Genomic DNA, 23,146 nt, shown 5'->3' with positions numbered 1-23,146 from the left:
GTCCCCCGTTCCGCGGCCGCTGGTGCCGCCGTGTGATCCTCGTACCGACCGGAAGCGCCCATCCGGCGCAATCCGTCCGAAAATCCAACAGCATCGAACACCTTTGGTGCGCGCTTTCGATCGATACCCGGATTTTTCGGCCGCGTCATCACGGGTAGTGTTGGTTCATGTTGACTTGACGCGTCAAGTTCAGCAGCATCCTCATGAACAGGACGCGCACCGACGCAGCGCCCGCCCGGGGATCAGCGCTCCGGGTCGGCTGGATGGGACGGGTGGAGTGCTCGCACGCCAACGCCAGGAAGTGATCCTCGACGAGGTGCGGCGCACCGGCGCCGTGCAGGTCAGCGAGCTCGTGCTGCGCCTCGGCGTCTCCGACATGACCATCCGCCGCGACCTCGACGCGCTCGCCCGCCAGGGCCTCGTCGAGAAGGTCTACGGCGGCGCCACCTCCACCCTCGGCCGCAGCACCGACGAACCCGGCTTCGAAGCCAAGTCGGTCCGCCAGCTCGCGGAGAAGGAGGCCATCGCGCGCGAGGCCGCCGCGCTCGTCCGGCCCGGCACCGCCATCGGCCTGTCCGCGGGCACCACCACCTGGACCATGGCCCGGCACCTCGACGACATCCCCGACCTCACCGTCGTCACCAACTCGGTCCGCGTCGCCGACGTGCTGCAGCAGCGCGGGCGCACCGACCGGACCGTCGTGCTCACCGGCGGCGTCCGCACCCCCTCCGACGCGCTCGTCGGACCCGTCGCGGTGCAGTCGCTGCGGTCCCTGCACCTGGACCTCGTGTTCCTCGGCGTGCACGGCATGGCGCCCCGCGCCGGGTTCACCACCCCCAACCTCAACGAGAGCGAGACCAACCGGGCGCTCGCCGAAGCCGCCAGCAGGCTCGTCGTCGTCGCCGACCACGCCAAGTGGTCCACCGTCGGCATCTCCACCATCGTCGACTTCGCCGAGGTCGACGTGCTGATCACCGACGACGGGCTGCCCGACGACGCCCGGCAGCTGCTCGCCGAGCAAGTCCACGAACTGGTGATCGCCGAAGCGGTGCTCACCGCCGATTCCGCACCCGACAAGTCCGGCCCCGACCAGGCCGGCAGCGATCAGGAGGCCGCGCGGTGAAGCGCACCGTCCGGGAACTGGCCGACGGCAGGCAGATCTACTACTTCGACACCGATCCGGCGCGGGAGCGCGCGGCCGCGGACACCCGCGACCTGCCGCCGCGGCCCCCCGTCTCCGAGATGCGGCGCGACCCGCTCACCGGGGAATGGGTCGCGATGGCCGCCCACCGCCAGACCCGCACCTACAAGCCGCCGGCCGACCAGTGCCCGCTGTGCCCGAGCACGCCCGGACGCCTCACCGAGATCCCCGAGGCCGACTACGAAGTCGCAGTCTTCGAGAACCAGTTCCCGTCCTTCGCCGCCGCCGACCCCGATCCGTCCACCGTGGACGGACTTCCGATGGTGCCGACCGGGCCGGCGCGCGGTCGCTGCGAAGTCGTGTGCTTCACCTCCGACCACGGCACCTCCTTCGGGCAGCTCAGCCCCGCGCAGGTCCGCACCGTCGTCGAGGCCTGGGCCGACCGCACCGCCGAACTCTCCGCCACCCCCGGCGTCGAGCAGGTCTTTTGCTTCGAGAACCGGGGCGAGGAGATCGGGGTGACGCTGCACCACCCGCACGGCCAGATCTACGGGTACCCGTTCGTCACGCCCAAGACCGAGCGGATGCTGCGCACCGCCGAGGACTACCTCGCCGAGCACGGCAGGCCCGTCCTCGGCGACGTGCTCGCCGCCGAACGCGCCTCCGGGCGCCGCGTCGTCGTCGACTCCGAGCACTGGACCGCGTACGTGCCCGCCGCCGCCCGCTGGCCGGTCGAGGTGCACGTGGTGCCGCACCGCCAGGTGCCCGACCTCGTCGCGCTCACCGACGAGGAGCGCAACGACTTCGCCACCACCTACCTGGAGGTGCTGCGCCGGCTCGACGGGCTCTACGACCGGCCGCTGCCCTACATCGCCGCGTGGCACCAGGCGCCGGTGCGCACCGGGCGGGACCTGTCCTGGCTGCACCTGGAGCTGTTCTCGGTGCTGCGTTCCGCGGACAAGCTGAAGTACCTCGCCGGGTCCGAGTCGGGCATGGCGGTGTGGGTGAACGACGTGACGCCGGAGCAGATCGCCGACCGGCTCCAGGCGCTCTGATCGGCCGCCGCCCGCTACGCCGGGTGATCGATGTCCGGGCGTCGCGCTCTCGATCGAGGGTGTGACGTTCGGCACTGGCGCGGATTCGTCCGGCACTCCACAGGCGGGTCTCAGGCGGTTCTCAGCTGAATGCCCCAAAGTGGGGAACATGAGCGACCAGCCCCAGCGCGGCTCGGGCGAACCGTCCGAAGACCCGCGACAGCAGGCAGACAGCAGCGGAACCGCCCACCTTCCGCAGGCGACCGGCGACACGCCGCCTGCCGGGGCCTTCGAGCAGCAGTCCGGCACCCAGCAGCAGCCGCGCCTCGCGCCCGACGCCGACCCCGGCAGGCAGGAACCGCCCGGCGGTCCCGCGGCCACCCGGCAGCAGCCCCAGCCGTACGGCGCCTACGAGCAGCAGCCCGGCATGGGCGGCGCTCCCGGCGGCCAGTACCCGCAGATGGGCGCGCCGCACCAGCAGCAGGGCTGGTACCAGCAGCCGATGGGCGCGGTCCCCGTGCAGCAGCACCGGCCTGCCAAGCGCAACGGGCTCGTCGCCACCGCGCTCGTCGGTGCGCTCGCGATCGGCCTGGTCGGTGGCGGCGTCGGCGGTTTCGTCGGCTACCGCCTCGGCTCGTCCGGCGCGGAATCCCAGGGCACGAGCCTCGACCAGCAGCAGCCCGCGCGCAGCGCCAGCGTCGCGCCGAAGGGCTCGGTGCAGGGCGTCGCCGAGAAGGTGCTGCCCAGCGTGGTGCAGCTGCAGATGCAGAGCGCGCAGGGCTCCGGCGAGGGCTCCGGGATCGTGCTCAGCCAGGACGGCTACATCCTCACCAACGCCCACGTCGCCGAAGGTGCCGGGCAGGGCAGGCTCACGGCGATGTTCAACGACAACCGGACCGCGTCGGTCCGGATCGTCGGCGCCGACCCGAAGTCCGACCTCGCCGTGGTGAAGGCCGACATCACCGGTCTCACCCCGGCCGAGCTCGGCCGCTCCGACGACCTGCCGGTCGGTGCCCCGGTGGTGGCGATCGGCTCGCCGTTCGGGCTCTCCGGCACCGTCACCAGCGGCATCATCAGCGCCAAGGACCGCCCGGTGCGCGCGGGCGGGCAGAGCGGCGCCCAGGACAGCGTGCTCAACGCGCTGCAGACCGACGCCGCGATCAACCCCGGCAACTCCGGTGGCCCGCTGGTCGACATGGACGGTCGCGTCGTCGGCATCAACTCCGCCATCTACAGCCCCGGGTCCGGGGAGCAGGAGCAGGGCGGTTCGGTCGGCCTCGGCTTCGCCATCCCGATCGACCAGGCGCAGCGCACCGCGAAGGAGCTCAAGGACACCGGCGCGGCGACCCAGACCACGCTCGGCGTGAGCATCCAGAGCGCGCAAGGGGGCGGCGCCGTGGTGCGCCAGGTGGTGCCGAACGGGCCCGCGCAGCAGGCGGGCATCCGGAACGACGAGCGGATCACCAAGTTCGACGGGCGCTTCATCGAGGACGCGGACGCCCTCGTCGCCACGGTCCGCTCCCACCAGCCGGGCCAGAAGGTCCAGGTGACCCTGACCGGCGCGGACGGCGGCGAGCGCACGGTGGACGTCGTGCTCGCCGGTCAGTAGGTCCGCACGACACCCGGCCGCGTCCGCGGCCAGCCCCGCACGGCCCGGCCCGGGCCGCGGTGACAAGGAGAACGCGACAGATGTCCGAACGCAACGGCCACGTCATCCCGCACCGGAACCAGCAGCAGCGCGCCCGGCTCGTCGAGCCCGGCGAGTCACTGGATCTCCCCCCGGAACTCCTTGCCACTACGGTGAACGGCATGGAACGCAGCGCGCAGCGGCTGGGACGCGCCCTGGTGGTCGTGGTCGACGACCGGGCCGCGCAGGGCGAGCAGGAGGACAGCATCGGTCCGTTGGTGACCGAACTGCTGGAGGAAGCCGGATTCATCGTGGACGGGACCGTCGCGGTGGCCGGGGAGACGGTGGACATCCGCAACGCGCTGAACACCGCGGTGATCGGCGGCGTGGACGTGGTGATCACGGTCGGCGGCACCGGGGTCTCGCCCCGGGACGTCACGCCGGACGCCACCTCCGGGGTGCTGGACATGCCGGTGCCCGGCATCGCCGAGGCCCTGCGGGCGTCGGGGCTGGCCGCGGGAGCGGTCGACGCCGGGGTGTCCCGCGGGCTGGCCGGGGTGTCCGGCAGCACGCTGGTGGTCAACCTGGCCGGATCCCGGGCCGCGGTGCGGGACGGGATGGCGACGTTGTCGCCGCTGGTGACGCACGTGATCGAGCAGCTGTCGGGGCTCGAACAGGCCTGACCCGGAACCGGACGACAACGGTGGCGGCACCCTCCGGGGTGCCGCCACCGCTCTGCTCGTGCTTCCGCCGCGCGGTCGGCCAGGCGGACCTCAGGGGCCCGCCGGTGCCGGATCAGGCCGAGGGGGTCCCGCCGGGCTGCGCCGGGCCGTCGCCGTCCGGCTTGCGCGGTGTCTCACCGGGCTGCTGGTCCGAGCCGGTGCCGGTCGAGCCGGTGCCGCCCTGCTGGGCGGAACCGCCGGAGGACTGCTGCTTGTTGAGCACGCCCTCGACCTTGCTGCTCACGTTCTCGATCTGGTCGTGGTACTTGCCGCCGGTGGCCTTGTCCAGCTTCGTCTTGGCGGCGTCCAGACCCTTGGTGGCGTTGGGGCCCGCCTTCTCGGCGAGCTCGCCCGCCTTGTCCTTGACCTGGTTGGCCAGGTCCTTCGCCTTGTCCAGGAAACTCATCCGTTGCCTCCAGGTGGCCGTGCCGCTGCGGGTGGCCGGGAGCGGGTGGCCGTGCCGGTCACGGCCGCGAAACCGGTGGGCACCGGCTCGTCCCGGCCGTCACCGGGAAGTCCCCGGGTGCTCGGCCATGGTCGCACCACGATCTTGGTGGAGGAAGCGGCCCACGGCATCCGGAGTCCGCGCATCCCCGGGATGGGGGGACGATGGAGGCATGACGGAGACCGAACGGCAGCGCAGGCGCCGCCTCGCCGAGATCTTCGGCGAGGTGCTCCCGCAGACCACCTCGGACGAGCGTTCCGAGGGGCCGGACCGCCGGGAAGGTGATCAGCGGGAGACCGAGCGCTGGTACCGGGAGAACCGCCCGCCGCACCACGGCGGCTGACGGGAGCCCGGAACCGCTCGCGGGTCAGTTCTTGCTGGCGCCGCCGTTGCCGCTCTGCGCCGACACCGAGGCGTTCGCGCCCACGGTCGTCTCGTCGTCGGAAGCGAGGCCCTTGACCGCGGGCAGGCCCTGGTCGCGGCGCAGCAGGTCGCGGATCTCCTGCAGCAGCTCCACGTCGGTCGGGTCGGCCGGGCCCTCTTCCTTGCCCTTCTTCCGCCGCTCCTGGATCTTCTGCATCGGCATCACGAACAGGAAGTAGACCACCGCGGCCGTGATCAGGAACGTGATGATCGAGTTGATCACCACGGCGAAGTCGATGACCGAGGCCTCGTTGCCGTCGATGATCTGGAACGACAGCCCGCGGACGTTCGCCCCGCCTGCCGCGGCGATCACGGGCTTGATGACGCTGGTCGTGACCGCGGTGACCAGCGCGGTGAACGCGCTGCCGACGACGACCGCGACCGCGAGGTCGATGACGTTGCCTCGCATCAAGAAGTCCTTGAAGCCCTTGAGCACGGCACTCTCCTTCGTTGAACTCGACGTGCCCGGGTCGGTCCCGGACGGGAGGGGGAGCCGCGGGAGCGCGTCCCGGCGGCTGCTCAGCGGAGCGTAACGGTCACCGAATGGATCAACGACGCTCCGGCCACCGCCGCAGCGCGCTGCTCCGGAACGCCCACGACCAGGAGTCGTCCCTGGTCCGCGCCGCTTCCGGTGGGGTGCACCGCCAGCACCGGTACCCGCTCGGCGAGCACCGTTCCGGGACCGGATCGTTCCTGGGGTGTGACCAGGTCCACTCGGGCCCCGGGGTGCAGCAGGTCGCCGACCCCGGGATCCGCGAGCCGCACCGGCACCGCGACCTGTCCGGGTGCGGCCGCGACCTCCGGTGGTCGTTCCGGTGCGGTGGCCAGCCGGACGTCGGTGAGCGGTTCGCCGTCCCGCACCGCGCCGCCGGGCGCCCGGCCCACCGCGGCGGCCGGATCGCGCAGCGCCCCGGACGGCACCAGGTCGGCGGGCAGGTCGCGGTGCCGGAGGTCCGCGGCGTCGAGCGGCCTGCCGGGAGCGAGGTCGTGCGCCGCCACCACCACCCGCACCTGGCTGCCGGTGGCGGGCAGCAGTGCGAGCGCACCGGCCAGCACGAACAGCGCGACGGCCGCGATCCGGCGGGCGAGCAGCAGGCCGGAGCCGCGCGCCACCGGAGCTCGCGGCAGCAGCGCGGCCAACCGCTCCCGCGCGGTCGGCCCGAGGTCCCGGCCGGTGCGCCGCCGTCCGCGCGCCCGGAAGCGGCGCGTGTTCCCGCCGCGCCGGCCATGAGCACCGGATTCGCCCCTGCCCGTTCCGCCGTTCTCCCGCGGCCCCGTGGTTCCGGAGCCTCCGCGCCCACCGCTCATGGTCCCCTCCTCGCCCGCCATCGCCTGAGATCGACGTTAGGAGAGCGCGGGCAGCGCGGACAGGGTCGAGTTCGGAATCTGTGGATGGATCGCCGGCCTGTGGACAACTCCGCCGCGGAAGGGGGTGAAGCCGTGGTCAACGCAGAAAAAATCGCCGACTGCGACAGCGATCGGCGATCTCGGGAACCGGCGTGGAACGGATCAGGAAGCCGCGGCGGTGGTCGAGGAGGAACTCGACGAGGAGGACGACGAGGAAGCGGAGGACGACGAGGAACTCGACGACGAGTCCGAGGACGAGCTCGACGAACCGGACCCGGAGTCCCCGGACGACGAGGACGAGGTGGACGTCGAGGACGAGCCGGAGTTCGACCGGTTGTCCGTGCGGTAGAACCCGCTGCCCTTGAACACGATGCCCACCGCGTTGAACAGCTTCCGGAGCCGACCGGTGCACTGCGGGCACTCGGTCAGCGAGTCTTCGCTGAAGGACTGCACCGCCTCGAATCGGTGGTCGCACTCGGTGCAGGCGTACTGGTAGGTGGGCACGGCCGTCAACCTCCGGGCTTTTCATGGTATTGGCACTCGAATGGACAGAGTGCCAACACGATGATGCGCCATCTGAGGTGCCCAGCGCAAACACGCTTAGGTCACACCGCGTGCCCGCCGCCACCGCCACCGACTGCGACGAGCCCGCGACCAGGCGTGATCACCGCGTGCATCCGGACGTCGTGCTCCTCGCCGGGCAGCTCCGCCACGAACTCGGCGTCCCGCACCACCGCGATCAGCCGCGCGGCCGGATCCGCCAGCGGCAGCGACCGGTCGTAGTGCCCGGCTCCCCGGCCCAGCCGGACCCCGCGCTCGTCCACCGCCAGCGCGGGCACCAGCACCGCGTCGGCCGCCCCGAGCTCCGCCGCGCCCAGCCGCGGACCGTTCGGCTCCAGCAGCCCGTAGCGGGCCTGGTCCAGGGAATCCGCCCCGGTGTAGTCCGCCCAGTCCAGCGGCATCGCGCCGACCACCACCGGCAGCAGCACCCGGCAGCCCGCCGCCCGCAGCGCGTCCAGCAACGCCGTGGACCCGGGTTCGCCGCGCACCGGGACGTACGCCGCGACCACCCGCGGGCTGCACCGCTCGGCCCAGCCCAGCGCCGCCGAACGAAGTGACCCGGCCTCCGCTGATCGAGTGGTCTCGTCGATGGTCCTCCTGCGTTCTTCCAGGACGCGGCGCCATTCCGACTTGGATTGCCGTAGTTCTCCCAGCGAGGTCACAGCTCCACCATAGGTGCGACCGATAGGCTCCCAAGTCATGAACAGCGCTGCCAGCAACCCCGCGAACGCTGCGTTCCGCACCGCCATCGTGCCCGCCGCGGGCCTGGGGACCCGGTTCCTGCCGACCACCAAGGCCGTGCCCAAGGAACTGCTGCCCGTCGTGGACACCCCGGGGATCGAACTGGTGGCGACCGAGGCCGCCGAAGCGGGCGCCGAACGCCTCGTGATCGTGACCTCCCCGGACAAGAAGGCCGTCACCGACTACTTCCAGCCGGCGCCCGAACTGGAGGGCACGCTCCGCGAGCGCGGCAAGGACGCCCAGCTCGCCAAGGTGCGCCGGGCCCCCGAGCTGATCGCCGCCGAGACCGCGCTGCAGGAGGAGGCCCTCGGCCTCGGGCACGCGGTGAGCTGCGCCGAGCAGAACCTCACCGACGCCGACGACGCCGTCGCCGTGCTGCTGCCCGACGACCTCGTGCTGCCCCGCGGCGTCCTCGCCAAGATGGCCGAGACCCGCGCCCGCCACGGCGGCAGCGTGCTCTGCGCCTTCGACGTGCCCGACGACGAGGTCTCCTCGTACGGCGTCTTCGACGTCGCCGACACCGATGAGGACGACGTCAAGCAGGTCCGCGGCATGGTGGAGAAGCCCGCGCCGGCGGACGCCCCCTCCAGCCTCGCCGCCGCCGGTCGGTACCTCCTCGACCGGGCGGTCTTCGACGCGCTCAAGCGGATCGAACCCGGTGCCGGAGGTGAGCTGCAACTCACCGATGCCGTAGCGTTGCTGATCTCGGAGGGTCACCCGGTGCACGTGGTGGTGCACCGCGGCAAGCGACACGACTTGGGAAATCCTGGCGGTTTCCTCAAAGCTGCGGTGGACTTCGCCCTGGACGACCCCGAGTACGGGCCTGGTCTGCGGGACTGGCTCGGTGAACGGCTGAACAGGAGCTGACGGCGAGCGGCCTCGGCTCCACCTGGAAGAGGTCGAGTGCCATGAGGTCAGTGGACGAACAGCTCGCGCGTGTCCTCACCGCCGCGGTGCGGCCCGCGCCGGTGCGGGTGGCGATCTCCGAAGCGCAGGGACTGCTGTGCGCCGAGGAGATCGTGGCCGGTCAGGCACTTCCCGGATTCGACCAGGCCGCGGTGGACGGTTACGCCGTGCGCAGCGTCGACGTGCAGGACGCCGGGGACGGGACGCCGGTGCTGCCGGTGGTCGGCGAGATCACCTCCGGTTCCCGGCAGCCCCGCCGGCTGCAACCCGGTCAGGCGGTGCGGGTCACGGCGGGCGCTCCGCTGCCCACGCTGGCCGACGCCGTGGTGCCGCTGGACCGCACCGACGAGCACCCGGCGAAGGTCACCGTCCGCCAGGGCGTGCCCTCGGCGGCGTTCGTGCGGCGCGCGGGCGAGGACGTGCAGACCGGCGACCTCGCGGTGCGCCGCGGCTCGGCGATCGGGTCCGCGCAGGTGGGGCTGCTCGCGGCGGTCGGCAGGGACAAGGTGCTGGTGCACCCGCGGCCGCGGGTCTCGGTGCTGTCGCTGGGCGACGAGCTGGTCGACGTGGACCGCAGCCCGGGGCAGGGGCAGGTCTACGACGTGAACTCCTACGCGCTGGCCGCCGCCGCCCGCGACGCCGGTGCGGAGGTCACCCGGGTGGGCATCGTGAGCACCGAGCCCAAGCGGTTGCGCGAGGTCGTGGAGGGCCGGTTGCTGCTCTCCGAAATCGTGGTGATCTCCGGCGGGGTCGGCGGGGCGCTCGGCGGCGAGGTGCGCTCGGCGCTGGGCGACCTGGGCGAGCTCGACGCGACGCGGGTCGCGATGCAGCCGGGTTCCATGCAGGCCTTCGGTCGGCTCGGGCCGGACGAGGTGCCGACCTTCCTGCTGCCCGGCAACGCGGTGAGCGCGCTGGTGGTCTTCGAGGTGCTCGTGCGGCCGCTGATCCGCTCCGCGCTGGGCCGCGGCAACCCGCACCGCCGGACCGTGACGGCGAACCTGCTCTCGCCGGTGACCTCGACCGCGGGCCGCCGCGGCTTCCTGCGGGGGCAGCTGCTGCGCGACCCGGAGACCGACTCCTACCTGGTCCAGCCGCTGGGGACCTCCGGCTCGCACCTGCTGGCGTCGTTGGCCGAGGCGAACTGCCTGATCCTGGTCGACGAGGACGTCACCGAGGTCGGCACCGGCGAGGACGTCCAGGTCCGGTTCCTGTCCCAGCGGGCGTGACCCGCTCGATGTCCGAGGAGGCCGAGCCGCTCTTCCCGTCCCGCCACCCCGGCTGGCCGGCGCGACCGGGGCCGCTGCTGGTGCCCGCGGGCGCGGTCGAGCTGCGTCCGCCGCGGCTGCGGGACGCCACGGCGTGGAGCGGGCTGCGGTTGCGGGACCGGGTGTACCTGCAGCGCTGGGAGCCGACGACGGTCGGCGACTGGCGGGACCGCAACGCGGTGCTGGCCTGGCCCGCGCAGTGGAGCGCGTTGCGCGGCCTGGCGCGGCGCGGGCAGGCGCTGCCGTTCGCGATCTCGGTGGACGGCCGGTTCGCCGGGCAGCTGACGGTCGGCAACGTGGTGCGCGGCGCGCTGCGCTCGGCGTGGATCGGCTACTGGGTCGCGGAGGACGTGTCCGGGGGCGGGATCGCGACCGCGGCGGTGGCGCTGGCGGTGGACCACTGCTTCGGTCCGGCGGGGCTGCACCGGCTGGAGGCGACGGTCCGGCCGGAGAACTCGCCGAGCGTGCGGGTGCTGGAGAAGGCCGGGTTCCGACGCGAGGGGCTGTTCGAGCGCTACCTCGACGTCGAGGGCGCGTGGCGGGACCACTACGTCTACGGGCTCACCGTCGAGGACCGGCCGGAGGGGGCCGCGGCCGCGCTGGTCCGCAGCGGACGAGCCCGGTACGCCTGACCCGATCGGGAGATCTTCGCCGCACCCAGCGGCCGGGAGCGGTGCTCACCGGGGCCGAGACCTCCGTCACCGCGCCTCGACGCCTCGTCCCTCGTCCGAGTGTATTTCCGCTGTTCCCAGGCGCGTGGAGGCCGACACGCCGGGGCATCGCGTCCCTTCCCTGATGCCGCCCGTGCGTTTTTCTGCCTTCAGGACGAAACGAAATCGGAACGGCGTGGCTCAGAGACAGATGTGACAGAAGTGGCTAGCGTGGCGGTCGCAGCAGTGTGCGGCAGGCAGCCAGGGGGAGGTGGCGAGGCGTGCCCAGTTCTTTGATCTTCGCGGCGCTTGCGGCGGCGTGGTTGGTGGTTCTGGTCCCGATGTTCGCCCGTCGCCGGCAGGAAGTGTCCAAGACGACGGACTCGGCACTGGCGGCGCGCGTGGTTCGCAGGGGAAGCGATCGGTCCGTGACCGGCGGAACGGATAGGGCGCAGGAGGCGTACGGCATGGCCGACACCGACCGGCACGAGGACGACGACCGCGACGAGATCGACGAGTACGACGAGGTCGACGAGCAGGACGAGGACCAGCGGCGCCGCGTGCACAGCGACGACGTCCGCGCCGGACGCCGCTACCGGCCCGGCCGAGGTGGCTACGACCCGGAGGCCGCGGCGCTCGCGGCCCGCACCAAGTACGCCCGCAGGCAACGGATCACGATCGCGATGGTGCTCACCGCGATCGCCACCGCGCTGGTCGCGGCGCTCGCGTGGACCGCAGCCTGGTGGCTGCACGCGGTCGTGGACCTCGCCATCGTCGGCTACCTCACCTACCTGCGCCGCCAGGTCCGCATCGAGCAGGACATCCGGGAGCGCAGGCTCGCGCGGATGTCCGCGCTGCGGGAGGAAGAGGACGAGGACGACGAGCTGGAGTACGGCGAGCCCGCGCTCGACGAGTACGACGAGCGGGACGAGTTCGAGGCACCCCGCGGTCCGGCTCCGCGCAACACCGGAGCGGTCGTCGTGGAGATTGACGACGAGGACCCGATGTTCGACGAGCTCGACGAGCGGACCTGGCAGCCGTACCGCCGTGCGGTGGGCGAATAGGTTCCGCGCCCCCTTCGGGAGGGGGGTGTGCGGAGTGCTGTTGGGGCCCTGCTAAGCTACAACAGCACTCAGGCAAGGGGCTGTAGCGCAGTTGGTAGCGCGTCTCGTTCGCATCGAGAAGGTCAGGGGTTCGATTCCCCTCAGCTCCACGCAATAGGAGGCTCGCGCTCGCGGAGAGCGCGAGCTTTTTGCGTTCCGCGTGTTTATCGCGGGGGCCGCCCCCCCGCGGACCCCCACGGTGCGGTGGTCGCTTTTCGTTGGTTCCTGACGTTGTGGAGCGTTCCTGGTCTGCTCACTGACCAGCGGTTTTGTGTTCGAGTAAGCTCCCGCAACCTCCACGGAAGAGCCCGGTCGACGCATTCGCGTCTTCCGGGCTTTTTTCGTTCGTACGGGGGCCGAGTCCCCGTAGGCCCCCACGGTGCGGTGGTGGGATGGGGCGGTTCGCCGCGGTGGGGCGAGTTCCCCCGCCTGCTCACATTGACGGAGTCCGGTCGACGCCGGTGCGTCTTCCAGGCTCCTTTTTCGGGCGGGGACGGGCTCCGCAGGTCTCGCGGGTGGGTTCGCCGTCCGCTCGGCCTCCGGGCGGAGTCCGGGGACGTTGTTGCGTCTTCGGCATTCTTCTCGTTCGCCGGGCGGTGATCGTCGTCCACTTCGGATGGACGGTCAGGCCGGGCCGCGAGCGGAGTTCGCGAGTTCGTCGGCCGCGCGGTCGACCTCGGCGAGCGTGGTCCCGCGGCCCACTGACAGGCGCAGGGCGCCCAGGGCGAGGTCCGCGTCCAGCCCGGTCGCGAGCAGCGCGGCCGACGGCGTGCGGGTGCCCGCGTGGCAAGCGCTGCCCGTGGCGGCCGCGACACCCGGCGCACCGGCGAGCACCTCCGCGCCGACCCGGCCCGGGACGACGACCAGCAGCGTGTTCGGCAACGCCTCCTCGGCAGGGCTGATCCGGAGCAACCCGGGCAGTCGCGCGGCGAGCCGGTCCCACAACCGCTCTCGCAGCCGGGTCTGCCGCACCCGTTCCGCGTCCAGCAGCGTTCCGGCGAGTTCGGCGGCGGAGCCCAGCGCGACGATCCCCGGCACGTTCTCGGTGCCCGGCCGGATCCCGCCTTCCTGCCCGGCGCCCAGCAGCACCGGGGCGATCGAGGTGCCGCGGCGCAGGTAGAGCGCGCCGACGCCCTTCGGGGCGCAGAACTTGTGCCCGGCGACGCTGAGCAGGTCCACGCCGAGCTCGTCGACGGACACCGGGATCTTGCCGACGGCTTGGGCCGCGTCGGCGTGCGCCAGCCCACCTCGGGAGCGGATCTCCTCGGCGAAGCCGCGCACCGGCTGGACGGTGCCGGTCTCGTTGTGCGCCAGGACCAGCGTGCCCAGTCCGACCTCGCCGGGTGGCATCCGGTCCAGCGCGATGCGCGCCTGCGCGTCCACCGGCAGCTGGTCCACCCGCCAGCCGCGGTGGCGGCGCAGGTGGGCCAGCGGTGCGGTCGTGGCCGGGTGCTCGACGGCGGAGGTCACCGCGAGCTCGGTGCGGGCCAGGGCGGCCGCGCCCCGGATCGCGAGGTTGTTCGCCTCGGTGCCGCCGGAGGTGAAGACGATCTCGTCGGGGTGCGCGCCGAGGAGGGCGGCGAGCTGCTCGCGCGCGTGCTCGACGGCCTTGCGCGCCCGCTGGCCCTGCGCGGTCGTGCTGGACGGGTTGCCGAACACCTCGGTGAGGTGCGGCCACATCGCCTCGGCGACCTCGCGCGCGATCGGCGTCGTGGCGTTGTGGTCCAGGTAGATCGCGTCGTCGGTCATCCGCCCTCCCGGTGCTCGCGCCACGATCCTTCGCCGTGGCGCCCAGGTTCGCAGGCCGCGGCTCAGGCGCTCTCGGCAGCCGCGGCGCGCCCGGCCTGCCTGCCGGAGAACAGGCAGCCGCCGAGGAACGTGCCCTCCAGCGCCCGGTAGCCGTGCACGCCACCGCCGCCGAACCCGGAGACCTCGCCCGCCGCGTACAGCCCGGGGACCGGTTCGCCGGAGGTGCCGAGCACGCGGCCGGACAGGTCGGTCTGCAACCCGCCGAGGGTCTTGCGGGTGAGGATGTTCATCCGGATCGCGATCAGCGGTCCCGCCGCCGGGTCGAGGATCTTGTGCAGCGGGGTGGTGCGCACCAGGCTGTCGCCGATGTAGGCCAGGGAGTTCCGGACGCCCATGATCTGCAGGTCCTTGGTGAACGGGTTGTCGACCTGCCCGTCCCGCAGCTCGACCTGCGCGCGCAGCTCGGCCGCGTCGATCAGATCCGCCCCGGCGAGCCGGTTCATGCCGGCGACCAGCTCGTCGAGGTCGTCGGCGACGACGAAGTCCTCGCCGTCGTCCAGGAACGCCTTGACCGGCGGCGGGGTGTCGTTGAACAGGCGGCTCGCCAGGTAGGCGGCGAGGTCCTTGCGGGTGAGCTCCGGGTTCTGCTCGGACCCGGACAGCACGAACTCCTTGTCGATGATCCGCTTGTTGAGCACGAACCAGGAGTGGTCGTGCCCGCTGCGCTGGATCAGTTCGAGGGTGCCGAGGGTGTCGTAGCTGGGCACGCCGGGGTTCGGGAAGCGGCGGCCGTTCGCGTCGAACCACAGCGAGGACGGGGCGGCGAGGACGCGGATGCCGTGCCCGGGCCAGATCGGGCTGTGGTTGATCATGCCTTCGGTGTAGTGCCACATCCGGTCGCGGTTGACCAGCCGGGCTCCCGCGGCCTCCGAGATGCCGAGCATCCGGCCGTCCACGTGCGCGGGAACCCCGGTGATCAGGCGTTCGGGCGGGGTGCCGAGCCGGGACGGCCAGTTGGCGCGGATCAGGTCGTGGTTCGCGCCGATGCCGCCGGAGGTGACGATCACGATGGGCGCGCGCAGCTCGAACCTCCCGATCTCGGTGCGGGAGCTGGGCGTGCCGCGCGGGGCGTCGCTGGGTTCGAGCACGCCGCCGCGCACGCCGTCCACGGCGCCACCGGTGGTGCTGAGCTCGTCGACGCGGTGCCGGAACCGGAAGGTGACCTTGCCGTCGGCCGCCGCCTCCCGCACCAGCTTCTCGAACGGTTCCACCACCCCGGGGCCGGTGCCGAGGGTGAGGTGGAACCGCGGCACCGAGTTGCCGGGGCCGTCGGCGAGCTGCCCGCCGCGCTCCGCCCAGCCGACGACCGGTACCCAGGAGACCCCGAGCCCGGACAACCAGGACCGCTTCTCCCCGTTGGCGAACTGCAGGTAGGCCTCGGCCCAGCGCGCCGCCCAGTGGTCCTCGCCCGCCGGGTCGTCGACGCCGCGGTCGAAGCCCGCGGTGGAGAACCAGTCGGCGCGGGCGAGTTCGAGGGAGTCCTTGATGCCCGCCGCCCGCTGCTCGGGGGAGTCGATGAACAGCAGCCCGCCGAGGGACCAGAACGCCTGGCCGCCGAGGCTCGCCTCCGGTTCCTGGTCGACGAGCAGCACGCGGCGCCCGGCGGCGACCAGCTCGGCGGTGGCGACGAGCCCGGCGAGACCCGCTCCGACGACGATGGCGTCCGCGTCGGCGCCGGGTGCCGCGCCCGCGCTGCCGGGGGACGTCGCGATGCCGGCCAGTGCACCGCCCGCGGCCAGCGCGCTCCCCGCGGCCAGGACGTCGCGGCGGGGGATTCCGCGGTCTGCTGACGAACTCATCGGCGAGTCCTCCACATCGAGGTCGGCGAACGGGTGGTGATCTTCTCGAACCGGCCGGGAATTTTGTTACTTTCCAGTAGTCGAGAGCGAACCAGATGCCCGCCCGGCGCCGGTAGAGGTCGCCGTCCAACCCCGGGCGGCCGCGTTGTACCCCGGCACAACGAGCACGACGACGTCTCGAAGGACTCATGGACGAGCGGATGACCGCGATCGCGCTGCGGGTGATGACCGCGCTGGCCGCCGACGAGGAGGTCGTGGCGCGGGTCGCCGCGGCGGCCCGGCGCGGCTCACCGGACGTGGCGCGGCTGCCGGAGGAGGAGAACCGCAGGCACGTCGCGACCTTGCTGGTCGACGGCACCGCGCACCTGGCGCGGGGCGGGACGCAGGACGCGGCCGGGGTGTCGGTGGCCCGCGCGCTGGGCGCGGACCGCGCGTTGCAGGGGGTGCCGATCGCCTCGCTGCTGCGCGGGGTGTACGCCGGTCGCACCGAGCTGGTCCGGGCCGGTGTGGAGCTGGCGCGCGGGATGGGCGTGGCCGATGCGGTGATCCTGGAGCTGGTGGTGGTCGTCGACCACTACGTCGCCACCGCCGAGCGGGACATCGTCGGTGGTTATCGCGCGGCCGAGCTGGACCTGTCCCGCACGGTGTGGGACCTGCACGCGCGGGTGCTGGGGGCGCTGTTCGCGTCCGGGGACCTGCCGGGGCGTGCGGAGCTGGAGCGCGCCGGGTTGAGCCGGGCGGAGCGCTACCACTGCGTGGTCACCGAGATCACCGATCCGGTGCTGGCCAGGGGCGTGGAGCGCAGCTTGGACGGGGTGTTCGGCCTGGTGGAGGGCCGCCTGGCGGGCCTGGCGCGGCGGTTGTCGCCGCTGCCGGGGGAGGAGGCGCTGTTCGTGTGCTCCCCGGCGCTGCCGCTGGCGGAGGTGGGCCGGGCGTACCCGGCGTGCGTGCGGGCGCTCGGCGTGGCTGCCGCCTCCGGTGATCGGGGCGTGCGGATGGTGGCGGACCTGGCGGTGGAGGCGGCGCTGGCCGCGCAGCCGGAGCTGGCGGCGACCGTGGCCGGGGAGCTGCTGGGCGCGCTCGACCCGGGCAACGCGTTCCACCGGGAGCTGGCGGGGACGGCGCTGTGCTACCTGGACCACGGCAGGCGGGTGCGGGCGGCGGCGGACGCCCTGCACGTTCACGTGAACACGGTGCGCTACCGGTTGGAGCGGTTGGCGGAGCTCACCGGGACCGGGGTGCACGACGCGCCGCGGGCGGACCGGTCGCACGTGGTGGACACCGCGGGCACCTGGTGGGCGTTGCGCACCTGGCTCGGGCGGTGATCAGGCGCGGCGGGCGTCCAGCCGGGCGTAGGCCGCGCGCGAGGTGGTGAGCAGCGCTTCCGTGGGCAGCAGCGCGGGCCGGATCTCGCCCGCCGCCTGCTCGTAGGCCTCGTGCAGCTCGACGAGGGCGCCGCGCAGCGCCGGCGGGTGCACGGGTTCGGCGGTGCTGAGCGCCCGCACCCGCGCCAGCGCGGTGTGCACCCGGGACAGCCAGGCGCGGTTGGGCAGCGACCAGGCGGCGGCGACGGCGACCGCGGCGCCGAGCAGCGTCGTCCAGAACCGGTTCGCGGCCAGCGCGCCCGGGTCGGCGGGGGTGCCGAGCGCGCTGACCAGCAGCGCGACCGGGGTCGCGAACAGCAGCCCGAGGCCGTAGTTGATCGTCACCGTCATCTCGGCGCCCCACTGCAGCAGCACGAGCACGACCAGCAGCACCCACAGCGTCGGCTGCGCGCCGAGCACCGCGGCGCCGACGAGCACGCCGAACACGGTGCCGGTGACGCGTTGCAGCATCCGCGGGACGGAGGTGGCGGTGCTGGTGGCCTGCAGCACCGACACCGCGGACACCGCCGCCCAGTAGGCGTGCCCGAAGCCGAGCAGGTCGGCGATCGTCCCGGCGAGCAGCGCGGCGGTGAACACGCGGAGGCCGTGCGGCAGCAGCCAGGACCCGCCGCGGCGGGGCCGGAGGGCGGCGCGCAGCACGTCGCGGATGACCGGCCAGCGGGAGGCGGGCGGCGGGGCGAGCACACCGCCGCCCGCCGGGTGCAGTTCGGGCAGCGGTTCGCCCGCCGCCGCGGCGACCGCGGCGGCCAGCAGCTCGGCGCGGGTGATCTCGGGCGCGCCGGGGGTCAGCAGCAGTTCGCAGGCGTGCACCGCGCGTACCAGGTCGCGGTGTTCGGCGGTGTCCCGGTGCCGCTCGCCGACGAGCGCGAGGCCGTTCCACGCGGCGTCGACGGCCACCGCGGCCTGGTGCCGCGCGGTCAGGTCGGTGCGCGCGGCGAGCGCGGTGGCGGTGGCGTTCAGCGCGGTGGCGGCGGCCCGGCGCTGCGGGGTGAGGCCGATGACGGCGGCGCCCGCGACGTTCACCGTCCAGGCGAACGCGGCGCACAGCGCGGCGACGGCGAGGTGCGGGCCGAGGTCGGCGGTCGTCAGCGGCAGGTGCGCGCACGCCCCGGCGGCGAATGCGAAGATCAATCCGCCGGGCGGCCCGACCTTGACGGCCGCGCAGATCACGGTGGCCGCGGCTCCGACGAACGCGGTGGCCGCCAGCGCCACCACCTCGTGCGCCGGGGTACCACCCGCGTACACCGCGATCAGCTCGCCGACGGCGACGGCGAGCACCATGCCCACCGCCACCGCACCGAGCGTCCTGGCGTGCCGGTAGTAGGGCTCGGCGCGGCCGTAGACGCTGCTCAGCGCCCCGAACACGGCGGCGGGCAGCAGGTCGAGGCGGTCGGTGAGCAGCAGCAGGACCAGCGGGACGGCCATCGCCAGCAGCGTGCGGGCGGCGGGCCAGAGGAACGGACCGTGCAGCCGGAACCGGTACGCGTCGGGCAGGTTGCGGGTGAGCACGGTTCCGGGCATAACACCAGTGTAGGAAAAGTAGTTTACTAGTGAAACGATGGCGCGATGAAGCGGACACCGGATCTCATCGACGCGGCCCGGTCGCAGTGGGCCGACCTGCACCCGGACGTCGACACCACCAGCATCGACGTGATCGGCCGGGTGCTGCGCGCGGCGGCGGTGCTGCGCAGGCGGCTGGACGTGACGATCGCCGAGGCGGGGCTCAACCGGGCCGAGTTCGACCTGCTGTGCGCGCTGCGCCGCGGCGGGGTGGCGGTGACGCCGGGGCGGCTCAACGAGATCACCGTCGCCTCCGGTGCGGCCACCACCAAGCGGCTCCGCGAGCTCACCGAGCGCGGCCTGCTGGAGCGCACCACCGACCAGCGGGACCGGCGCAGCGCCCGGGTGCGGATCACCGCCGCGGGCGAGGAGCTGATCGACGAGGTGTTCCCGCAGGTCATGGCCGCCGAACAGGCGCTGCTGTCCGGGTTGACCGCGCGGCAGCGGGAATCGCTGGCCGGCGGGCTCGCGGACCTGCTGCACGCGGTCGAGGGGTGAACACCGCCGCGAGCGAAAGAAAATCTTTCGTCAAGAGGTTGGATATCAAAATATTATTGTGATCTGGCCGGGGCCATGGTCATAATTTTCGTGACTAGTGACGGGCGCTACAGCGACCGCACGACGCACGAGGAGGCTGACATGACCGCACAGCAGGAAGCCGTTCTCGACCATCCCACCACGACGACCGACGCCGACCAGGTGGTTCCGGCGCTGCGCGAGCGGGTCACCGGGGACCTGCTCGACATCGTGGTCGACCTCGACTCCGGGCACGGCTGCCGCCTGCGCGACCTGCGCGACGGCACCGAATACCTCGACATGACCATGTTCTTCAGCTCCGCGCCGCTCGGCCACGGGCACCCCGACCTGCGGGACCCGGAGTTCGAGGCGGCATTGCTGCGGACCGCGCGGGTCAAGCCCGCCAACCCCGACTTCGCCACCGTCGAGCAGGCCCGCTTCGCCGCGACGTTCCGCCGCGTCGCCGGCGTGCCGGAACTGCCGCTGCTGTTCCTCATCGACGGCGGCACGCTCGCCGTCGAGAACGCGCTCAAGGTCGCCTTCGACTGGAAGACCAAGCACAACGCGAGCCGCGGCATCGCCGTCCGCGGCAGCCGCGTGCTGCACCTGGAACGGGCGTTCCACGGCCGCAGCGGGTACACCCTGTCGCTCACCAACACCGACCCGGTGAAGATCCGCGACTACCCGATGTTCGACTGGCCGCGCATCCCCAGCCCCGCCGTCGAGCCCGGGCCGCGCTGGGACGAGCCGGAACTGCTGCCGGAGGAGCGGACCGCGCTGGAGGCCGCCGAGGCCGCGCTGCGCCGGCACGGCCACGAGGTCGCCTGCTTCGTCTACGAGCCGATCCAGGGCGAAGGCGGCGACCGGCACCTGCGGCCCCGCTTCCTCACCGCGGTGCAGGAGCTGTGCCGCGCGCACGACGTGCTCACCGTCGCCGACGAGGTGCAGACCGGCGGGCTGACCGGCTCGGTCTGGGCGCACCAGGAGCTCGGCCTGGAACCGGACCTGGTGGCGTTCGGCAAGCGGATGCAGGTGTGCGGCGTGCTGGGCGGGCGCCGGGTGCTCGACATCGCCGACAACGCCTTCCGCGAGCCCAGCCGGATCAGCTCCACCTGGGGCGGATCGCTGGTGGACATGGTCCGGGCCACCAAGATCCTGGAGGTCGCCGAGCGGGACGGGCTGTTCGAGAACGCCCGCCGGATGGGCGAGCTGCTGCTGGGCGAGCTGGGCGCGCTCGCCGCCGAGTTCCCGCAGCTGATCGGCTCCGCGCGCGGGCGCGGCCTGATGTGCGCGGTGAGCTTCCGCGACCCGGCGCTGCGGGACGCGGCGATCGCGGCGGCCCGCGACCGGCACCGCACGCTGTTCCTGCCGTCCGGCCCGGACGCGCTGCGGTTCCGCCCGGCGCTGTCGGTCACCCCGGAGGAGATCAGCGAGGCCGTGGCCGCCCTGCGCAGCACCCTCGCCGAACTCGGCTGACCGGCCGGGGGGGGGGGGGCCCCCCCCCGCCCCCGGCCGGTTTTCCTGGAGGGGAACCATGTCAGAAACCACCCAGGTCGGGCCGGGCGCACCCGCCGAGCCCGCCTCGTCCACCCCGCGGAGCCGACGCCGCACCGGCTCGCCCCCGGTGCCAGCGCAGGCCACCCACCGGGACGCGCCACCACCCGAGCCCGAGGCCCCGGAAGCCGCCGCCACCGCCGAGGTGGACGAGCACGCCGTGCCGCAGCTCGCGGCGGGGGTCTCGCTGTGCGGCCGGTACGAAGGCGCCGGGTACACCGATCCGCGTTTCCTCATCGCCCGCGCCGACGGCCAGATGGTGCTGGTGTCGGAGCTGCTCTACGAGGTGACCACGCACATCGACGGCCGTCGCGACCTCCGGGAGATCGCCGCGCGGGTCAGCGCCGCCGCGGGCCGGGAGATCTCGCCGCTCGGCATCGGCTACCTGGTCGCCGAGAAGCTGCACGCCCTGGGCGTGGCGGCGCTGGACGAGCCGGTGGCGAACGCGCCGCGCGCCGACCCGCTGCTGGCGCTGGCGCTGCGCGGGGTGCTGCTGCCCGCGAAGGTGGTGCGGCCGCTGGCCGCGGTGCTCGCGCCGCTGTTCCAGCCGATCCTGGTGGTGGCGGTGCTGGCCGGGATGCTCGTGGCCGACGTGGTGCTGGTCGCCTCCGGCGCGTTGGACCCGGCGTTCCACTCGGCGGTCGGCGACCCGGTGCAGGTGCTGGCGCTGATCGTGCTGCTGATCAGCTCCACGCTGTTCCACGAGACCGGGCACGCCGCGGCCTGCCACTACGGCGGCGGCAAGCCGGGCGCGATCGGCGTCGGCATCCTGCTGATCTTCCCGGCGTTCTACACGAACGTCACCGACGCCTACCGGCTGAACCGGGCGGGCCGGTTGCGCACCGACCTGGGCGGGCTGTACTTCAACGCGATCTACATCCTGGCGGTGGCCGCGCTGTTCTGGGCGACGCACTTCCCACCGCTGGCGGTGTTCATCGTGCTCAGCCACATGCAGATGCTGCAGCAGCTGCTGCCGCTGATCCGGATGGACGGCTACTACATCCTCGGCGACCTGGTGGGCGTGCCGAACCTGTTCGGACTGGTGCGGCCGATGGTGCGCAAGGCGCTGGGCAAGCAGCAGCCGGGCGAGTCCGCCGGGGAGGCGCTGCGGCCGCGGGTGCGGCTGCTGGTCACCTGCTGGGTCGCGGTCGTGGTGCCGGTGCTGTTCCTGGCGGTGGCGCTGCTGTTCGTGCGGGTGCCGCGGTACCTGGGCACGGCGCTGGAGCGCGGGCAGGACTACTGGCTCAGCGGGGCCGCGGGCTTCGCGAACGGGCACGTGCTGGCCGGGGTGCTGGCGGTGCTGTCGATGTTCGTGCTGCTGCTGCCGTGGATCGGCGGCATCGCGTTCGTCATCCGCACCGGGCGCAAGATCGGTGCCTGGTACCGCAAGAAGCACCCGCGCTACGTGCCGCGGCACCGGGCGCCGGCGACCCGCAACCGGCTCGGCCTGCGCATCTCGTGAGCAGCCGGAACGTCACCCCGGGTAGTCGTGTAACGGCGCGCCGTCACCGCCACGACGCCACCGGTGACGGGTCATGCCTGCGTGTGGCCCGTCTTGGCCGGAACAAGGGGGGAACCATGAGCGAGGGACCTGCGCGCCCGATCCCGCTCCCGAGACCGCAAGCCGCGCCGCGGCTGCAGCTGACCCTGCTGGGCGGGTGGTCGCTGCACTGCGACGGCGCGGGAGTGGCCGTTTCCAGCAACGGGCAGCGCCTGCTGGCGCTGCTGGCGCTGCGCGGGCGGACGCAGCGCGACCTCGTGGCGGGCACGCTGTGGCCGGGCAACGACGACCAGAGCGCGCTGGCGAGTCTGCGGACCACGCTGTGGCGGGTGCGCAGGCGGGTGCAGGGGGCGATCGTCGGCGGGGGGCCGGAGATCGGGCTGGGGGAGCAGGTGTCGGTGGACGTGCACGAGCTGACGTCCACGGGGCAGCGGCTGCTGCGGCAGGAACCGGTGGCCGACTGGGCGGCGATCGGCCACACCCTCGCCCGGCAGGACCAGCTGCTGCCCGGTTGGTACGAGGACTGGGTGCTGGCCGAGCGGGAGCGCCTGCAGCAGTTGCAGGTGCACGCGCTGGAGATCGCCGCGGAGCGGCTGGTGCAGTCGAGCCAGCTGGCGACCGCGCTGGAAGTGGCGCAGGCGGCGACCGTCGTCGAACCGTTCCGCGAGACCGCGCACTGCGCGGTGGTCGAAGTGCTGCTCAAGCAGTCGAACCCGGCGCAGGCCCTGCGCCACTACCGGCGGTACGAGCAGCTGCTGGACCGGGAGCTGGGCATCGAACCGTCGCGGCGGCTGCGGGAGCTGGTGCGCCCGGTGCTCGGCGACCACGTGCGGGCCTGACGGGGGTGGACCCGGACGCCCGCGGGTGTCCGTGGGCGACGGGCTCCGCTGGGGATGGAGCTCGCCGCCCGCCGCGCCGGGGGGGGGGGCGCGGGGGGCCCCCCCCCGGGGGGGGGGGGGGGGGGGGGGGGGGGGGGGGGGGGGGCGGCCCCCGGGGGCGCGGGGGGGGGCGGCCCCCCCCGCGTCCGGGTCGGATTCGCGCACCTGCTCCCAGAAGT

The 23,146-nt window shown here is 73.3% G+C and carries 22 protein-coding genes and 1 tRNA gene; 15 read left to right on the top strand and 8 right to left on the bottom strand.

Going from position 1 to position 23,146, the window contains the following annotated elements:
* Positions 1-277 precede the first annotated feature (277 nt).
* The 4 genes from LCD35_RS06760 (at position 278) to LCD35_RS06745 (ending at position 4,485) form a co-directional block, all read left to right on the top strand.
* Positions 278-1,123 carry a DeoR/GlpR family DNA-binding transcription regulator gene (locus LCD35_RS06760; protein WP_224962887.1) on the top strand — a complete coding sequence of 282 codons (846 nt, stop codon included), beginning with the start codon at positions 278-280 and terminating at the stop codon, positions 1,121-1,123.
* Positions 1,120-2,196 (top strand): galactose-1-phosphate uridylyltransferase, encoded by a 1,077-nt coding sequence (galT, locus tag LCD35_RS06755; protein ID WP_224962889.1) that lies wholly within the window; start codon positions 1,120-1,122, stop codon positions 2,194-2,196. Before LCD35_RS06760 ends, galT begins: the two co-directional genes overlap by 4 nt.
* Positions 2,197-2,344: 148 nt before the next feature.
* A complete protein-coding gene (locus tag LCD35_RS06750; protein WP_224967882.1) occupies positions 2,345-3,784 on the top strand; it encodes a S1C family serine protease in 1,440 nt (479 codons plus the stop codon).
* A 200-nt stretch (positions 3,785-3,984) separates the two neighbouring features.
* Positions 3,985-4,485: a molybdenum cofactor biosynthesis protein B gene (locus LCD35_RS06745; protein ID WP_184476585.1), complete on the top strand. Its 501-nt coding sequence runs from the start codon at positions 3,985-3,987 to the stop codon at positions 4,483-4,485.
* A gap of 112 nt (positions 4,486-4,597) precedes the next feature.
* On the opposite strand, the gene LCD35_RS06740 is transcribed toward LCD35_RS06745, so the two are convergent.
* The gene (locus tag LCD35_RS06740; RefSeq protein ID WP_224960230.1) at positions 4,598-4,930 is read right to left on the bottom strand and encodes an antitoxin; all 333 of its coding nucleotides are present in this window, start codon (positions 4,928-4,930) and stop codon (positions 4,598-4,600) included.
* Between the two features lie 211 nt (positions 4,931-5,141).
* Between LCD35_RS06740 and LCD35_RS06735 the strand changes: the two genes are divergently transcribed.
* Positions 5,142-5,312: a hypothetical protein gene (locus LCD35_RS06735; RefSeq protein WP_224960228.1), complete on the top strand. Its 171-nt coding sequence runs from the start codon at positions 5,142-5,144 to the stop codon at positions 5,310-5,312.
* 24 nt (positions 5,313-5,336) lie between these two features.
* On the opposite strand, the gene mscL is transcribed toward LCD35_RS06735, so the two are convergent.
* From mscL to LCD35_RS06715, 4 genes are all read right to left on the bottom strand, one after another.
* Positions 5,337-5,828 (bottom strand): large conductance mechanosensitive channel protein MscL, encoded by a 492-nt coding sequence (gene mscL / locus LCD35_RS06730; protein WP_224960226.1) that lies wholly within the window; start codon positions 5,826-5,828, stop codon positions 5,337-5,339.
* Positions 5,829-5,911: 83 nt separating this feature from the next.
* Positions 5,912-6,700 (bottom strand): Flp pilus assembly protein CpaB, encoded by a 789-nt coding sequence (locus tag LCD35_RS06725; protein ID WP_225043910.1) that lies wholly within the window; start codon positions 6,698-6,700, stop codon positions 5,912-5,914.
* A gap of 201 nt (positions 6,701-6,901) precedes the next feature.
* Positions 6,902-7,243 carry an FmdB family zinc ribbon protein gene (locus LCD35_RS06720; RefSeq protein WP_224960222.1) on the bottom strand — a complete coding sequence of 114 codons (342 nt, stop codon included), beginning with the start codon at positions 7,241-7,243 and terminating at the stop codon, positions 6,902-6,904.
* 101 nt (positions 7,244-7,344) lie between these two features.
* On the bottom strand, positions 7,345-7,962 hold the full coding sequence (locus LCD35_RS06715; protein ID WP_224960220.1) for a 5-formyltetrahydrofolate cyclo-ligase: 618 nt from the start codon (positions 7,960-7,962) through the stop codon (positions 7,345-7,347).
* A 37-nt stretch (positions 7,963-7,999) separates the two neighbouring features.
* Here LCD35_RS06715 and LCD35_RS06710 point away from each other — a divergent pair, with 37 nt between their 5' ends.
* The 5 genes from LCD35_RS06710 (at position 8,000) to LCD35_RS06690 (ending at position 12,075) form a co-directional block, all read left to right on the top strand.
* Positions 8,000-8,908, top strand: a complete 909-nt coding sequence (locus LCD35_RS06710) for a UTP--glucose-1-phosphate uridylyltransferase (RefSeq protein WP_224960217.1) — start codon at positions 8,000-8,002, stop codon at positions 8,906-8,908.
* A gap of 41 nt (positions 8,909-8,949) precedes the next feature.
* Entirely contained in the window at positions 8,950-10,173 is a 1,224-nt protein-coding gene (gene glp / locus LCD35_RS06705) for a gephyrin-like molybdotransferase Glp (RefSeq protein ID WP_224960215.1), read from the top strand.
* A gap of 8 nt (positions 10,174-10,181) precedes the next feature.
* Positions 10,182-10,844, top strand: a complete 663-nt coding sequence (locus LCD35_RS06700) for a GNAT family N-acetyltransferase (protein ID WP_224960231.1) — start codon at positions 10,182-10,184, stop codon at positions 10,842-10,844.
* 359 nt (positions 10,845-11,203) lie between these two features.
* A complete protein-coding gene (glpR, locus tag LCD35_RS06695) occupies positions 11,204-11,926 on the top strand; it encodes a gephyrin-like molybdotransferase receptor GlpR (protein ID WP_255614452.1) in 723 nt (240 codons plus the stop codon).
* A 76-nt stretch (positions 11,927-12,002) separates the two neighbouring features.
* Positions 12,003-12,075: transfer RNA gene (locus LCD35_RS06690), tRNA-Ala, on the top strand.
* A 514-nt stretch (positions 12,076-12,589) separates the two neighbouring features.
* On the opposite strand, the gene LCD35_RS06685 is transcribed toward LCD35_RS06690, so the two are convergent.
* Together LCD35_RS06685 and LCD35_RS06680 are read right to left on the bottom strand one after the other, a co-directional pair.
* Positions 12,590-13,714, bottom strand: coding sequence for a cysteine desulfurase family protein (locus LCD35_RS06685; protein ID WP_224967878.1), 1,125 nt, complete (start codon positions 13,712-13,714; stop codon positions 12,590-12,592).
* A 62-nt stretch (positions 13,715-13,776) separates the two neighbouring features.
* Positions 13,777-15,573: an FAD-binding dehydrogenase gene (locus LCD35_RS06680; RefSeq protein ID WP_225043909.1), complete on the bottom strand. Its 1,797-nt coding sequence runs from the start codon at positions 15,571-15,573 to the stop codon at positions 13,777-13,779.
* A gap of 188 nt (positions 15,574-15,761) precedes the next feature.
* On the opposite strand from LCD35_RS06680, the gene LCD35_RS06675 reads away from it, so the two are divergent.
* Positions 15,762-16,898, top strand: a complete 1,137-nt coding sequence (locus LCD35_RS06675) for a CdaR family transcriptional regulator (RefSeq protein ID WP_224967876.1) — start codon at positions 15,762-15,764, stop codon at positions 16,896-16,898.
* Here the strand turns inward: LCD35_RS06675 and LCD35_RS06670 are convergent, their stop codons facing one another.
* Positions 16,899-18,479: an FUSC family protein gene (locus LCD35_RS06670; RefSeq protein WP_225043908.1), complete on the bottom strand. Its 1,581-nt coding sequence runs from the start codon at positions 18,477-18,479 to the stop codon at positions 16,899-16,901.
* Positions 18,480-18,524: 45 nt separating this feature from the next.
* On the opposite strand from LCD35_RS06670, the gene LCD35_RS06665 reads away from it, so the two are divergent.
* From LCD35_RS06665 to LCD35_RS06650, 4 genes are all read left to right on the top strand, one after another.
* Entirely contained in the window at positions 18,525-19,016 is a 492-nt protein-coding gene (locus tag LCD35_RS06665) for a MarR family winged helix-turn-helix transcriptional regulator (RefSeq protein WP_224960207.1), read from the top strand.
* Positions 19,017-19,157: 141 nt separating this feature from the next.
* On the top strand, positions 19,158-20,510 hold the full coding sequence (gene lat, locus LCD35_RS06660) for an L-lysine 6-transaminase (protein ID WP_225043907.1): 1,353 nt from the start codon (positions 19,158-19,160) through the stop codon (positions 20,508-20,510).
* 58 nt (positions 20,511-20,568) lie between these two features.
* Positions 20,569-22,050 carry a hypothetical protein gene (locus tag LCD35_RS06655; protein WP_224978364.1) on the top strand — a complete coding sequence of 494 codons (1,482 nt, stop codon included), beginning with the start codon at positions 20,569-20,571 and terminating at the stop codon, positions 22,048-22,050.
* 116 nt (positions 22,051-22,166) lie between these two features.
* Positions 22,167-22,928 (top strand): BTAD domain-containing putative transcriptional regulator, encoded by a 762-nt coding sequence (locus LCD35_RS06650; protein ID WP_224957070.1) that lies wholly within the window; start codon positions 22,167-22,169, stop codon positions 22,926-22,928.
* Positions 22,929-23,146 lie beyond the last annotated feature (218 nt).

Source organism: Saccharopolyspora sp. 6V (assembly GCF_020176785.1).
In the GTDB taxonomy this organism is placed as follows: Bacteria; Actinomycetota; Actinomycetes; order Mycobacteriales; family Pseudonocardiaceae; genus Saccharopolyspora_C; species Saccharopolyspora_C gregorii.
Note: the sequence above shows the minus strand (reverse complement) of the source record. Positions and strands in the feature narration are given on the sequence as shown.

What these genes read in the sequence shown, in the direction of transcription:
- glpR (WP_255614452.1), top strand. Translation starts at nt 11,204, where the DNA reads ATGTTCGCCCGTCGCCGGCAGGAAGTGTCCAAGACGACGGACTCGGCA.
- lat (WP_225043907.1), top strand. Translation starts at nt 19,158, where the DNA reads ATGACCGCACAGCAGGAAGCCGTTCTCGACCATCCCACCACGACGACC.
- LCD35_RS06750 (WP_224967882.1), top strand. Translation starts at nt 2,345, where the DNA reads ATGAGCGACCAGCCCCAGCGCGGCTCGGGCGAACCGTCCGAAGACCCG.
- LCD35_RS06740 (WP_224960230.1), bottom strand. Translation starts at nt 4,930, where the DNA reads ATGAGTTTCCTGGACAAGGCGAAGGACCTGGCCAACCAGGTCAAGGAC.
- LCD35_RS06745 (WP_184476585.1), top strand. Translation starts at nt 3,985, where the DNA reads ATGGAACGCAGCGCGCAGCGGCTGGGACGCGCCCTGGTGGTCGTGGTC.
- LCD35_RS06655 (WP_224978364.1), top strand. Translation starts at nt 20,569, where the DNA reads ATGTCAGAAACCACCCAGGTCGGGCCGGGCGCACCCGCCGAGCCCGCC.
- LCD35_RS06675 (WP_224967876.1), top strand. Translation starts at nt 15,762, where the DNA reads ATGGACGAGCGGATGACCGCGATCGCGCTGCGGGTGATGACCGCGCTG.
- LCD35_RS06680 (WP_225043909.1), bottom strand. Translation starts at nt 15,573, where the DNA reads ATGAGTTCGTCAGCAGACCGCGGAATCCCCCGCCGCGACGTCCTGGCC.
- LCD35_RS06725 (WP_225043910.1), bottom strand. Translation starts at nt 6,700, where the DNA reads ATGAGCGGTGGGCGCGGAGGCTCCGGAACCACGGGGCCGCGGGAGAAC.
- LCD35_RS06650 (WP_224957070.1), top strand. Translation starts at nt 22,167, where the DNA reads ATGAGCGAGGGACCTGCGCGCCCGATCCCGCTCCCGAGACCGCAAGCC.
- LCD35_RS06685 (WP_224967878.1), bottom strand. Translation starts at nt 13,714, where the DNA reads ATGACCGACGACGCGATCTACCTGGACCACAACGCCACGACGCCGATC.
- LCD35_RS06735 (WP_224960228.1), top strand. Translation starts at nt 5,142, where the DNA reads ATGACGGAGACCGAACGGCAGCGCAGGCGCCGCCTCGCCGAGATCTTC.
- LCD35_RS06665 (WP_224960207.1), top strand. Translation starts at nt 18,525, where the DNA reads ATGAAGCGGACACCGGATCTCATCGACGCGGCCCGGTCGCAGTGGGCC.
- LCD35_RS06710 (WP_224960217.1), top strand. Translation starts at nt 8,000, where the DNA reads ATGAACAGCGCTGCCAGCAACCCCGCGAACGCTGCGTTCCGCACCGCC.
- LCD35_RS06670 (WP_225043908.1), bottom strand. Translation starts at nt 18,479, where the DNA reads ATGCCCGGAACCGTGCTCACCCGCAACCTGCCCGACGCGTACCGGTTC.
- LCD35_RS06700 (WP_224960231.1), top strand. Translation starts at nt 10,182, where the DNA reads ATGTCCGAGGAGGCCGAGCCGCTCTTCCCGTCCCGCCACCCCGGCTGG.
- glp (WP_224960215.1), top strand. Translation starts at nt 8,950, where the DNA reads ATGAGGTCAGTGGACGAACAGCTCGCGCGTGTCCTCACCGCCGCGGTG.